The sequence below is a fragment of the Devosia sp. LjRoot3 genome (genome assembly GCF_964252865.1).
Taxonomy (GTDB): domain Bacteria; phylum Pseudomonadota; class Alphaproteobacteria; order Rhizobiales; family Devosiaceae; genus Devosia.
The window spans coordinates 37,959-50,597 of sequence record NZ_CAXUPK020000006.1 but is presented as its reverse complement, the minus strand read 5'-3'; the positions used below and the strand labels follow the sequence as shown (position 1 = coordinate 50,597).

Annotated in this window: 10 protein-coding genes, 1 tRNA gene and 2 pseudogenes; 8 read left to right on the top strand and 5 right to left on the bottom strand. The window is 62.3% G+C overall.

Features of this window, described 5'->3' with window-relative positions; translation table 11 throughout:
• Positions 1 to 29 precede the first annotated feature (29 nt).
• The 3 genes from ACSQ2A_RS19885 to ACSQ2A_RS19875 all read right to left on the bottom strand — a co-directional run bounded on the left by ACSQ2A_RS19885 (position 30) and on the right by ACSQ2A_RS19875 (position 4,846).
• A complete protein-coding gene (locus ACSQ2A_RS19885) occupies positions 30 to 2,099 on the bottom strand; it encodes an autotransporter domain-containing protein (RefSeq protein ID WP_436073635.1) in 2,070 nt (689 codons plus the stop codon).
• A gap of 106 nt (positions 2,100 to 2,205) precedes the next feature.
• Positions 2,206 to 3,231: a helix-turn-helix transcriptional regulator gene (locus tag ACSQ2A_RS19880; protein WP_436073634.1), complete on the bottom strand. Its 1,026-nt coding sequence runs from the start codon at positions 3,229 to 3,231 to the stop codon at positions 2,206 to 2,208.
• 322 nt (positions 3,232 to 3,553) lie between these two features.
• Entirely contained in the window at positions 3,554 to 4,846 is a 1,293-nt protein-coding gene (locus ACSQ2A_RS19875) for a sensor domain-containing phosphodiesterase (RefSeq protein ID WP_436073633.1), read from the bottom strand.
• 339 nt (positions 4,847 to 5,185) lie between these two features.
• Between ACSQ2A_RS19875 and ACSQ2A_RS19870 the strand changes: the two genes are divergently transcribed.
• The 4 genes and pseudogenes from ACSQ2A_RS19870 to ACSQ2A_RS19855 form a co-directional block, all read left to right on the top strand.
• Positions 5,186 to 6,217 (top strand): polysaccharide biosynthesis protein, encoded by a 1,032-nt coding sequence (locus tag ACSQ2A_RS19870; RefSeq protein WP_295414169.1) that lies wholly within the window; start codon positions 5,186 to 5,188, stop codon positions 6,215 to 6,217.
• On the top strand, positions 6,205 to 7,479 hold the full coding sequence (locus ACSQ2A_RS19865) for an NAD(P)/FAD-dependent oxidoreductase (protein ID WP_436073632.1): 1,275 nt from the start codon (positions 6,205 to 6,207) through the stop codon (positions 7,477 to 7,479). Before ACSQ2A_RS19870 ends, ACSQ2A_RS19865 begins: the two co-directional genes overlap by 13 nt.
• A 253-nt stretch (positions 7,480 to 7,732) precedes the next feature.
• Positions 7,733 to 8,701: pseudogene (locus ACSQ2A_RS19860) on the top strand (NAD-dependent epimerase/dehydratase family protein); the annotation flags it as partial.
• A pseudogene (locus tag ACSQ2A_RS19855) lies at positions 8,697 to 8,861 on the top strand (ankyrin repeat domain-containing protein); the annotation flags it as partial. The pseudogenes ACSQ2A_RS19860 and ACSQ2A_RS19855, both read left to right, overlap by 5 nt.
• A 77-nt stretch (positions 8,862 to 8,938) precedes the next feature.
• On the opposite strand, the gene ACSQ2A_RS19850 reads toward ACSQ2A_RS19855, so the two are convergent.
• Positions 8,939 to 9,028: transfer RNA gene (locus ACSQ2A_RS19850), tRNA-Ser, on the bottom strand.
• 226 nt (positions 9,029 to 9,254) lie between these two features.
• Between ACSQ2A_RS19850 and ACSQ2A_RS19845 the strand changes: the two genes are divergently transcribed.
• The 4 genes from ACSQ2A_RS19845 to ACSQ2A_RS19830 all read left to right on the top strand — a co-directional run bounded on the left by ACSQ2A_RS19845 (position 9,255) and on the right by ACSQ2A_RS19830 (position 11,137).
• Entirely contained in the window at positions 9,255 to 9,578 is a 324-nt protein-coding gene (locus tag ACSQ2A_RS19845; RefSeq protein WP_295414182.1) for a hypothetical protein, read from the top strand.
• Between the two features lie 52 nt (positions 9,579 to 9,630).
• The gene (gene msrA, locus ACSQ2A_RS19840; protein WP_436073631.1) at positions 9,631 to 10,287 is read left to right on the top strand and encodes a peptide-methionine (S)-S-oxide reductase MsrA; all 657 of its coding nucleotides are present in this window, start codon (positions 9,631 to 9,633) and stop codon (positions 10,285 to 10,287) included.
• 126 nt (positions 10,288 to 10,413) lie between these two features.
• Complete coding sequence (locus tag ACSQ2A_RS19835; protein ID WP_436073630.1) at positions 10,414 to 10,737, top strand: MmcQ/YjbR family DNA-binding protein; 324 nt, start codon at positions 10,414 to 10,416, stop codon at positions 10,735 to 10,737.
• A 25-nt stretch (positions 10,738 to 10,762) separates the two neighbouring features.
• Positions 10,763 to 11,137, top strand: coding sequence for a VOC family protein (locus ACSQ2A_RS19830; RefSeq protein WP_295414186.1), 375 nt, complete (start codon positions 10,763 to 10,765; stop codon positions 11,135 to 11,137).
• Positions 11,138 to 11,276: 139 nt separating this feature from the next.
• On the opposite strand, the gene ACSQ2A_RS19825 is transcribed toward ACSQ2A_RS19830, so the two are convergent.
• Entirely contained in the window at positions 11,277 to 12,377 is a 1,101-nt protein-coding gene (locus ACSQ2A_RS19825) for a Gfo/Idh/MocA family protein (protein WP_436073629.1), read from the bottom strand.
• Positions 12,378 to 12,639: the final 262 nt, after the last annotated feature.

Genomic DNA, 12,639 nt, shown 5'->3' with positions numbered 1-12,639 from the left:
AGGGGCCCGCGATGCGGGCCCCTCTTTTCTCAGAAGCTGAAGCGCAGACCGGCGGCGCCCGAGAGTGCCGCATCCTGGCCATTGGTGCTGGCATGGAGCGAGAGCGAGCCGGCGGCGGAGGCCGAGAACTTGTGTTCTAGATCGGCACCGACCCGCAGCCAGGTCTGGTTCTGGGCCTGGCCGGGCAGGTTGAAGGCGAACAAGCCGAGGGTTTCGCCCGAAGTCGCCGGTCCCGTGGCATCGAAGCGATGCACTGCCTCGATCGTGCCGGTCAGCGTGGTGGCATCGGTGATCGGCCGCTTTGCCGTCAGGCCCACGCGCAGCTCGGCCGCGGTATGGGCCAGGGCGTCGAACCGGGCCGGAAACGCGCCGCCCTGTTCGGTATAGCCGTCCACATTGGTCTGCGAGAGCGTGAGCGCGGCCCAGGGGCTGAACGTTGTGGCCCCCAGGCTTGCCGCGTCCAGCCAGTCGATGCGGGCCCGCAGCATGGCGGCCCGTGCATGGGTCGAGCCTTCCGAATAGTCCGTGCCGCCGCCATTGGCATAGCCACGGCGCGTGGTCGTCGCCCAGCCACCATAAAGGGCCGTGGCCGAGAGCAGCAGCGGCGTGCCCTCGGGCGCCCAGTCGATCTCGCCGACGATATATTGACCATCGGCACGCATGCTGCCGCCAAGCGCCAGGTTCTGCCAGGCGCCGCTCTTGCCCACCCCGAGCCCGGCCCGGACATTGTCGGCAAAGTCGTGGCAGGCGCCCACTTCGGCAAGGCCGGCACCGCCATCGCGGCCATGGCCGGAATAGCCGATGTCGCCCGTCGCCCAGACGCAGCTATCCTCCGCCAGGCTCTGCTGTGTCATCAGCGGCTGGTGGTGCGCGCCATTGAGCGGCAGGAAGGAAAGCTGCTGCGCCGCATAGGCGGTCTGGGTCGCATCATAGAGCGATGCGGCAAATTTCGTCGGATCGATGACGCCGGCCGTCGTCGGGGTGACCCTGGCAATATAGGGATGCCAGACCCCGTCGGCGCCGGCACTATTGCCCACCACCACCGTGCCGTCGGCTGAAACGCCGGTGGCTTCGGACCTATCCCAGACCGGGGCGGATACATTGCCAGCCGCGAGCCAGTCGGAGACCGATTGCATCTGAGTTTGCTCAGTCCAGCGGAACGCCGTATTGGTTCCGGGGCTAAAGGAGCGCCCCACGATCACCGAGCCATCGGCAGAAACGGCCGTTGCGTGGCTGGATACGTCGCCGGCCAGGGTGCCGAGGCTCTGCATGCCGATATCTTCACGCCAGCGATAGGCGTCGACCGTATTCTCGGCGTCGAGCGATCGGCCGACAATAGTGCTGCCATCGGCGGAAATCGCATTGGCGAAACTGTGGCCGCCGCCCAGATGGCCAAGTCCGATCATCCCGGTCCCTTCGGTCCAGCGATAGGCGAGGATGGAGCCCATGCCATTGTCGGAATCCCCGACGATGATGGTGCCATCCGCTGAAACGCCGGTGCCGGTGCTGTACTGTCCGCCCAGCGTGCCGAGCGAATACATCTGCGGATTGGCGGCATCGCCCCCGGTGCCGCCCTCGACCCAGCGGAAAGCCCGCCGTTCGTCGATGAGATTGGTGTTGTCGTGGTCGGACGTACCCACAACCACGCTGCCGTCGGCGGACATGGCATTGGCGAATGCGAAGCCATCGACGCCGAGCGAGCCCAAATCTTCCATGCCGCCTGTCTTGGTCCAGCGCATGGCATATTGCTTGCCGGTCGAAGTCACCCAATACCCAACTGCACTTGACCCGTCTGGCGAGAGCGCATGGACCGCGCTGGTCAGGCCGCCATTGGACCCGAGATCCACACGGCCATCTGCGGCCGACCAGACGGTGGCAACTGGATAAGCACCATTGCTGACATAGCCGCCCACCACCTTGCCATCGGCCGAGATGGCCATTAGGCGAGCCGGCGACAGCCAATCAAGAAACCAGGCGACATCGCCGCCGGCCAAGGCCGAACTGGGCGTGAGTGCGCTGCAGCCCATCAGGGCCAGGACGGCGAGGGGAAGTTTTGAGGCCCGGGCCGAGCCGGGGAGCCGATGGTGATTGTTACGCAAAATGTACCTGCCTGATGTTTTGCAGGCAGGGTTAGCGATTGGGAGTGAACCGGTTCAATGTCGATTTTTCCGCGCATAAGCATTGCTCGTGCGCATAATCGACCCCTCAGTTTTCGGCTTCGTATTGCAGGCCATGCCGGCGCGGCGTCGTGCCGAAATGGCGGCGATAGGCGCTGACGAAATTGCTGGCCTGGGCATAGCCGACCTGCCAGGCGATCTGCTTGAGCGGCAGGTTCAGCCCCTCTTCGATCATGCGCCGGGCCGCCTGCAGCCGCGTGTCGCGCAGATAGTCGAAAACGGTCGTGCCGTAGAGTTCCCTAAAACCCTGATTGAGCACCTTGGCCGTCAGGCCGACGGCACCGGCCAGGTCGTGCAGCCCGGGCGGGTTGCGCAGGTCCGATACCAGCCTGTCGCGCGCCTCCTCAACTCTGGCAAGCACGCGTCGCGAGAGTTCTTCGGCGCCTGCGGGCGGCGCGCCGTCCAGCGATCCAAGCAGATGCACCAGGAACTCAAGGGATTTGGACTCCCGGTGCAGGCTCATCAAGGATCCGGTAAATGTCGGGCGCAGCAGTTCATTGGCGACGCGAACCGGGTCGAACCGCGCCTTTGTCACCTGCGACACCGGCGTCACCCGGCCCTCGACGATATTGCGCAGGATATCGGGCAATTCATCGCCCCCAAACATCGCCCCCAGCGCCTCGGGTTCGACGCTGATCCCGAGGCCCGCCACGGGTTGATCGAGCTGAACCTCATACATCAAGCGATCTTCTGGCGGCACAAGGGTCATGATGGTCCCCGATCCGCGCCAGCGTTGTGGCGCCAGCTTGCCGGGCGAGGTCGCGAACGTCCCCTCGCCGGTGGCGACACAGCCAATATGCAAGGTGCCCGGCTTGACCTGCTGGTCGATGGTCAGATGAAACCCCGCCTCGGCACGGGCCTCTACCGAAAAGAGGTCCACACCCGGTCGAACGGGTTCCGAGATCAGGTGCCCTGAGACCGGACCTTCGAGGGTGACCCGCCGGGAGACATGAAAACTCTGCGGCTCGGGTTCGCCATTGCCGATGAATACCCAATTGGCGGGAAGGGCCTGGTAGCCTCGCTTGGCTTCCGGAATTGCGGCATTGTAGTTCAATCGTTCCCCCTCGACATGTGCGAACGACACATCCTGATGTCTGCGCAATTGCGTTCTGCACAACGCATTTGGGCCACCCAACGCTTGGGCTCGGCTGCGCTAGCGATCCCGAGAAGATTAGGCAATTTAATCTTGCTTATGATGATTTAGAGTTGCTAATGACCGCACCCCGAATGCGGCTCCAGTTCTGACGGTGACTTGCACCAAAGCGCAGCGCGACGCCGGAAGCTCGCGACGCGCCAAAAAACCTGATTTTGAGGGGTAGAGACCGGGCGGCACAACTGTCGACGGGTGAGGATGCCCACCCGTCGATAGGCCCGCTTTACATGGCCGCCTTTACGCTGGGGGTAGCCAGCTTTGGCCGCGGCCGGGCAGCGATCTGCTGCTGGGCAATGAGCAGGCAGGCATCGGCGCATGGCATTGGCCGGCCGATAAAATATCCCTGCGCCGTTTCAACACCAAGCTTGCGCAAGGCTTCAAATTCAACGGCCGACTCAACGCCTTCCGCCAGAATCTGGCTCTTGGTCTCGCGGCCGAAATGCACCAGCGCGGCGGCCAGGGCATGGCGCGCCAGGTCGTCCTGGATGTTGCGGGTCAGGCTGATGTCGAGCTTGATGATATCGGGCTGCAGCGCCAGGATATGACGCAGGCTCGCATAACCGGCACCCGCATCGTCCACGGCCAGACGAACGCCGTTGACGCGAATGTCGTTCAGGGCGCGACCCAGCGCCTCATAGTCCGAGACGCTGGCATGCTCGGTGATTTCGACCACCACGCGCCGTCCGTCCTTGCCCGCAATGGCTTCCGCCACGGCGCCCGAAATGATCGTTTCGGGCGAGACGTTGAAGGTCAGGTAGATGTCCTTGGGGAAGAGATCGAGCAGCGCCAGACCTTTTTGGACAGCCATCATTTCAAGTTCAATGCCGAGGCCAACCGAGGCTGCCATGGTGAACCAGATATCAGGCGTCCATCCCTCGGGGCTGGCAAAGCGCGACAGGCATTCGAACCCGACCAGCCGGTGGTCGGCGATCCGGTAAATGGGCTGCACCACGATCGAAAGTTCGTCGCTGGCCAGGACCCGCTGGATGCGTTCGAGATTGGTCCGGTGCTCGGTCGTGGCATCGATCTCGCGGCCGATCAGGACGGCCGTCAGTTCGGCGACGGCGCGCATCATCTTGAGGTCGCGCATATTGAGCGAAGGCTGCGGTTCGGTACTGATGCAGCAGAACATGCCATGCGTCGTGCCGTCTTGGAGCTTGATGGGCACGCTCATATGGGCGCGAATACCCATGTCATGGGTAAAGGGCATGGCCGCCGCGAAGGGCACGTCGAGCACATCGGGCATCAGTTCGGGCAGGCGGCCCTCGAGAATGTGCCGGCAATAGACATAGTCAAGCGGCATGGAGTCGCCGGGCTTGATCACATGCTCCAGCCCCGGCGCATCGACTTCTCGGAAATAGGAACGGTCGCCGACGAATTCCGAGACATAGGCCACCTGCATCCCAAGATGCACGCGCACGGCTTCGAGGGCGCGTCTCAGCGAATATTCCGCCTTGTCGTCCAAAGCGGTCGTAAGACCTTTGAGGTCGAAAATGTCCGGCTCAGTTGCACTCATGACCAACCCCTGCTTCCCACCCGCGGCAAGGCCCTGAATTTTCAGGCGAGGAGCAGGGAACCCTGCCATTCGCAACGGGCCTGACACTAGGCGCTACGGAGATACTCCAAAATAGCATCATAAAGGCAAAGGCTTAAACGTGTGTTGCCATGTTTTCGTGCATTTGAACGGGTCGCGTTAACTAAGTCTTAAAGTCTCCTAACAGTTCGTTAAACTTTTCTTAAAATTGTGCTAAAACCCTTTCTGCGGCGTCGCCAGTTGCGGCGCGAGTAGGGCGGGGTTGTTATGCATTCTGAGTTTGCGTTCTTGGTGCACCCAAGAAATACGCTGCGTGCAGATATGGGTATACTGTTCGGCAAGCCGTTCTCGCTGGTTCCAGAGGTCATCTGGCGTAGCGCGCTGAAGCATCTTCCGGTGCCGCCGATGGTTACAGGCAAGATGTCTCGGGTTGATCTGCCCGGGAAAGTTGTCGGCAGGATCATTACTGTTCCTCTGACGCCGACGCAGTTGCTTACACTGCCGCGCTCGCAGGTGCAGGGTCGTATTTCTGCTGCCATCGACAAGGCGCGCGATCTTGGCGCTTCCGTTGTGGGTCTCGGGGCGCTCACCGCACCGGCTTCCGTGGGCGGCAAGGCCTTTGCCAAGCGCAGCGATATCGGCGTCACCAATGGCAATGCCTTTACGGCGGCCATGACGCTGCAGGCGATTGAAAAGCTGACCGCCTCGCTTGGCCACGACCCGCTGATTGCCATGGTCGGTGCGACGGGCAGCGTCGGCTCGTGCCTGACCCGGCTCTATGCCCGCAAGCACCCCGGCCGCCTTCTCCTGGTTGCGCGCAACGAAAAGCGTCTGGAAGCGCTGGCCGCCGATGTCCGTCGTGATGGCGTCGAAGCCACCGTGAGCACGGACATGGCGGATGTGGCCAAGGCCGATCTGGTCGTCCTGCTGACGTCCTCGCCCGATGCCCTGCTGCGCAGCGAACACCTCAAGCGCGGCGCCATCGTTCTCGACGATACCGTGCCGCGCAACACCGATGAGCGCCTTCTTACGGAGCGCCCGGACGTTCTGATCGTCGATGGCGGCCTCGTTGAAATTCCGGGCTTTGATCTGCGCGGCTCGATCGCGCTGGCGCCCAAGCTTGCCTATGCGTGCCTTGCCGAAACCATGCTGCTCGCCCTCTCTGGTCACCAGGGGCACTTCTGCATGGGCGACGCTCAGCTCGATCAGGCAGAGCACATCCTCAAGCTCGCAAAAGAGCACGAGCATCTGGGCTTCCACCTCGCCCCGTTCCGGTCCTTTGGCCGGCTGATCGAAGACGCCCCCTCCCGCACATTCGCACCCGCAGAGGAGCAGGTCATATGCGCCGCATAGTCATCCTGGGCGGCGGCTATGCCGGCCTGCACGCCTTTTCCGTCCTGCGTTCGCGCCTCGGTTCCCAGGTCGCGCGCGGCGAGGTCGAGCTGACCCTGATCTCGCGCGATGGGCACCACACCTATCACGGCTGGACCGGCGAAGTGCTGTCCGGCGACCTGGCTGTGGGCAGCACATTGACCCCGATCCAGCCGATCCTGGGCAATAGCTTCGTGCAGGGCGAAGTCGTTTCCGCAGATCTGCCCGGCCGTACGCTGACCGTGCAGGGCGAGGGGGCCGCACGGGAAATCAAGTTCGAGCATCTCGTGATCGCCGCCGGGTCCGTCGATCCCTTCGATCGCATTCCCGGGCTCGCAGAGAACGGCTGGTGCGTCAAGAATTCGCGCGACATGCAAAAGCTCGTCGGCGAACTCGAAAGCCGCGATGCCGCTGCCCAAACGACGCGCAATGTCGTGGTCGTTGGCGGCGGGCTTGCCGGCGTCGAAACGGCCTCCGCTCTTGCCGCCCGCTACGGTCGCGCTGGTTCGGGCAAGGTCAATGTCCACCTTGTCTCCTCCAGCGACAAGCTCCTGCCCTCGCTGCGCCCCGACTTTACCCATATCGCCGAGACGGCCACGCGCCAGCTCCTCGATCAGGGCGTGCAGCTCCATCAGGGCGTGCGCGTTTCCCAGATCCTGGCCGACCATGTCGAACTCGCCAACGGCGCGACCGTCGCGTCCGATCTGTCGGTCGTGGCGGCCGGGGTGAGTTTTAGCGTCCTGCCTGGCACTGAATCGTTGCCGCGCAATGGCGTTGGCCAGATCATTGCCGACGAAGACCTGCGTGTTCGCGGCAGTCACAATATCTGGGTTGCCGGCGACATCGCTGCAGTGCCGCATCCGGTCACCGGCGAACCTTGCCCGACCAATGCCCTCTTTGCCATGAAGCAGGGCGACTGCGTCGGTCGCAACATTGCCCGCACCATCAAGGGCCAGCCGGTCAAGGGCTTCAACTTCCGCGGCCTTGGTCAGGCGGCGGGCCTTGCCGGTCAGCGCGGCATCACCGAGCTTTGGGGCCTGCAGTTTACCGGGCGCCTCGCCTGGGTCATCCGCGTCCTGTTCTTTGCCTGGTTCATGCCCTCCCATCGCCGTGCCCTTTCGGTTCTTTCGCACCTGTCGCAGAACGCCTGGGGCGCAACGCTGGGCAGGATCACGGGTGGCAGAACGGCGCCCGCTGCCGAGCGCCCGGCGGCCGTGCCGAACCTTTCGGGTCGTCTGCGCTAAGGCCGTTCAGGGGAGCGACGCGGTGTGTTGCTCCCTGCTTTCTTCGCTTGGTCCGGCTTCCGCCGGTGCCCGCAGCGCGCTAATGCGGGGCCGCGTTTCCGTTGCACCCGACCCATGTCGGAGCGGTTGATCCACCGCCGCGAATGTTAAGGATTCAGTAATACCAAGTTAAGGTTGTGTTACCGCTACCTCTTCCGGGAGTATCGGTCGAATTTCGTCGTGATAGCCTCTTCCACCAGCGAGGAGGCAACCGATGAAGTCAGTTCTTATCCTTGGCGGTGATGGCTTTTGCGGCTGGCCGACTAGCCTGCATCTGTCAGCCAACGGCTATCGCGTTGGTATCATCGACAATCTCTCGCGCCGGCATATCGACGATGAGCTGGGTGCGGCCAGTCTCACCCCGATCGCCTCCATCGGCCAACGCCTGCAGGCCTGGCATGGCGTTGCCGGCCAGACGATCGACTATTTCCATATCGACATTGCCAACGACTATGCCGGGCTGCGCGACGCCATCGACAGCTTCAAGCCCGATGCCGTCGTGCACTTTGCCGAACAGCGCGCCGCGCCCTATTCGATGACCAATGCGACGCATAAGCGCTACACGGTCGACAACAATATCCGCGGCACCCACAATCTGCTCGTCGCCATTTCCGAACTGGGCCGGGACATCCATGTGGTGCACCTGGGAACCATGGGGGTCTATGGCTATGACGGCTCGGGCCTTGAAATTCCGGAGGGCTATCTGGACGTCGTCGTGAAAGGACCGAACGAAGAGGTTTATCCCCGTTCCATCCTGTTCCCCACCGCGCCCGGCTCGGTCTATCACATGACCAAGTCCATGGATCAGTTGCTGTTCCAGTTCTATGCCCGCAATGACGAGCTGCGGATCACCGATCTCCATCAGGGGATCGTCTGGGGCACGCAGACCGAAGAGACGCGCCTCCACGACGATCTGATCAACCGCTTCGATTATGATGGCGATTATGGCACCGTGCTCAATCGCTTCCTCATGCAGGCCGCGGTCGGGCATGCCCTGACTGTGCACGGCACCGGCGGGCAGACGCGGGCTCTCATCAATATCCAGGATACGGTTCGCTGCATTCGCCTGGCGATCGAGCATCCGCCCCAGCGCGGCGATCGGGTCAAGATCTTCAACCAGGTGGCCGAGACGCAGCGCGTGCGCGATCTGGCCAAGACCATTTCCGAGATGACCGGCGCTCGGCGACGGCGGCGAGCGCCACGTAGAGATCGTGCGGTTGCTCGTTGATGCCGGGGCCGACATCAATCTCGCCGACAGGGAAGGCGTCACCGCGCTCGAGCACGCTCGCAACCGCGGTTATGCGGCAATCGAAGCCATTCTCCTTGCGGCGGAAGGGTCTTGAAGGGCGGACAGACATGCGAATGCGTCCGCAAGATTTCCGGGTGCCCAAGTTATTGAAAGTGCTGGCTTTGGGGTAAATGGCGGAGAGAGAGGGATTCGAACCCTCGAGACGGTTCCCCGCCTACACACTTTCCAGGCGTGCGCCTTCGACCACTCGGCCATCTCTCCGCATCGCCTTTGCAACCCTGGAACCAGGTAGCGCACGGCCTTGTTATGCCGTTGCGAGCGTGGCGCAATATACTGATGAACGTTTCGGGCGCAAGCATGAGTTTTGTCCTGTCCCGTATGTTTTTCGTGATTGGGCTGATCTCTTGTGAAACGGCCCCGGTGCGTGGCAAAAGGAAGGACGTGCAGGGGTGCAGCGGTCGGCGCCCACAAGCACAGGACGGGGTGAATGCGGATAGCCTTGCGAATTGTCGGCACCTGGCTCATTGGCCTGGCGCTGGTCTTGCTTGTCATTGATGGCACGAAGTCACTGGCGGCCAATGCCGTCGTCATGACGTCATTGGGCGATATCTGGCTGCAGATCCATGCGCAAAGCCTTGATATTGTTCGAGAGTTTTTTCATAGCCGGTTCTTTGCCAATCTGCTCGACCGGGTCTTCGACGCTGTTCTCACCTATCCCGCGTTCGCTGTGATCGGCGTGCCGGGGATCGTGCTCGCGCTTCTGGGGCGCAAGCCGCGGCGGGAGCGGTTTTTGCGGGCTGACGATATCTGATCTAAAAATCGGGGGCGACAATCCCCATATTACGCGGCGAAAGGAGAAACTCATGTTCTTCCGCACCAAGCCGACTACCATCCCCACCGAAGCCGAGGCGTTGCCCGGTCGCGACATGGAAATGCCTGTCGCATCACAACATTTTGTCAATGGCGCCGCTCTCAAGGGACCCTATCCCGAGGGTGCCGAGACCATCTATTTCGGGCTCGGTTGCTTCTGGGGCGCTGAGCGCCTGTTCTGGAAGTTGTCCGGGGTTTTCGTGACTGCCGTGGGCTATCAGGGCGGGCACACGCCCAATGCCTCCTATGAGGAGGTCTGTTCGGGCCGTACGGGCCATACCGAGAGCGTCAAGGTGGTCTATGATCCAAAGGCTATCTCATTGGAAACGCTGCTGAAAACCTTCTGGGAGGAGCACGATCCGACCCAGGGTATGCGCCAGGGCAATGACGTGGGCACCCAGTATCGCTCGGCCATATATACGACGACGCCGGCGCAGGCTGAAACCGTGGCTGCGAGTAAGGCCATGTACGAAAAGGCCTTGCGCGAGAAGGGGTTGGGAGCAATCACCACCGAGATCGGCGAGGCCGGTCCGTTCTACTATGCCGAGACCTATCACCAGCAATACCTGGCCAAGAACCCCAATGGCTATTGCGGGCTCAACGGGACGGGCGTGAGCTGTCCCATCGGGCTCGGGGTTGCCGCCGAGTAGTCACTTCCCTGTGCGGCGCGTCTCTGACGCGCCGCTTTTTGTTAGCAGACTGTTAACGTTGAGCCTCACCTATCCCTCCATCATGCGACGCGAAGGTTTCGAAGCCTTCTCGAGGCGCTCCCGGCGGTGACGCTGGTGCGCCAGTGGCGCGACGATTCGGTCGCAAAAGTCGGCGGCAAGATCTTTGCGCTGCTCGATCGTGATCCCGGCGAGGTCTGGTGCAAGGTCTCGGATATGAGCTTCGACCTTCTTACCGAGCTGCCCGGCATTCGCCCCGCACCCTATTTTGCGCGGGCGGGTTGGGTGGCGATTTCGGTCAACTCGCCGCTCGGGCCAGAGGACGTGGAAGCCTATGTGGTCGAAGCGCATCGGCTCGTCGCTGCGAAACTGAGCAAGAAGCTCCGACAGCAATTGGGACTCGACGTTTCTCCCCGGCAGGCGCCAATTTAGGTTGGGCTTGGGAGGGGAGGAGAAAATGGCCGATGAAGGACTATTGCAGGCGGTAGGGCAGGTCTCGCGCCAGGTGCTCGATATCGAGGCGTCTACGGCCTGGTATCGCGACGTCTTGGGTCTGACGCATCTTTATCAGTTCGGCGCCTTGAGCTTTTTCGATTGCGGTGGGCTGCGGCTCTATCTGCAGGAGAGCACCGAGGCGGGGCCGGAATCGGTGCTGTATTTTCGCGTTGCCGATATCGACGCGGCCCATGAGGCGCTCGCGGCGCGTGGGGTCGAGTTCATGCAGACGCCTCACCTCATCCATCGACATGAAGATGGAATGGAAGAGTGGATGGGTTTTTTTGGCGATCTCGAAGGCAGGCCGCTGGCGCTGATGGCGCAGAAGCGGGGCTGAGCCCTGACGAACCGCCGCGGTCTGGCGTGACTACCCCGGCTGTCATCCCGGCGAAGGCCGGGATCCATCCCGAGATCTCAAGATGGGCCCCGGCCTTCGCCGGGGTGACAATCGAGTGTGTGGCTTCGGCTCGAGCTGCCTACCGCCCGAGCTTGCCGTCCACCAATGAAGTGCCGAGCGGGGCAGGGCGGGTGACGGGGGTGGTGATTTCGACGGCCTGGCCGCTGCGCGCGGACGTTTCAAACGCTTCCATGACTTCGAGGACGTGGAGCGCCAGGTCGCCATTGCAGCGATGAGGGCGGTTTTCGACGATGGCATGGGCCATGTCGGCGAGGCCGATCGAGCGGTAATTGCCGTCGGCATAGGGCTGGTCGGTGTCGACATTGGTCCACTCGCCGCCCTTTTTGAAGATTTCGACCTGGCCGCCAAAATTGTTGGGATCGGGAACAACAAGCGTCGCGTCCGTGCCATAGATTTCGAGCGGCACATGCTTGTGGCCGGCAACGTCAAAACTCATGGAAATCTGCACCACGGCGCCATTGGCAAAGACGAGGGTGCCCGAGACGTGGGTCGCCACATGCACCGGGATCACCTCGCCATTGCGCTCCTTGGCGGTGATGGTGCGCGTATCGCGCAGCATGGTGCCAAAGCCGGAGACTTTTGCGACCGGACCGAGGAGGTTGACGAGGTCGGTGATGTAATAGGGGCCCATATCGAGCATGGGGCCGCCGCCGGCTTCATAGTAGAAGGCCGGATTGGGGTGCCAGCGCTCGTGGCCGGGGCACATGAAATAGGCGGTGCCGCCGACGGCCTGGCCGAGCTGGCCTTCATCGACGATGCGGCGGGCGGTCTGGTGCGAACCGCCAAGGAAAGTGTCGGGCGCCGAACCAACGCGCAGGTTTTTCGCCTTGGCCGCCTCGACCAGCTTCTTGCCTTCAGCAAAGACGACGCCGAGCGGCTTTTCCGAATAGACGTGCTTGCCGGCGGCAATGGCGCGCAGGCCCACTTCGACATGGGCCTTTGGAATGGTGAGGTTGAGGATGATCTCGATTTCAGGATCGGCAAAGATCTCGTCCATGCTGACCGCCTTGACGCCGAATTCGGCGGCGCGCGCCGCAGCGGCGGCCGGATTGAGATCGGCCACGGCCTTGATGTCGAGAACCGGAAAACTCTGCGCGGCCTTCAGATAGGCGGCCGAAATATTGCCCAAACCAACGATACCGATGCCGACCTTGCGCATCTTCTGTCTCCTCCTGCCGCGGGAAAGTCATCGCCGCCAAAATGCCTCGCCGCCTTGTATGGCAGCGTCCTCACTTCGCTTCTGACATGTCAACTTGGGCCAAGACAACGGCTAAGAGCTGTCGCCGCAAATATTGTCGGAGGCATATTGACATACGTACCTCAGGAGGATTTTACTGCGCAAAGGTGGCCGAATTGGCAGCCTCCAAGCGTTGAGCACATCCCACGGGCGTCGAGCCTGTTGGGACTTTTGTGCTTTATCT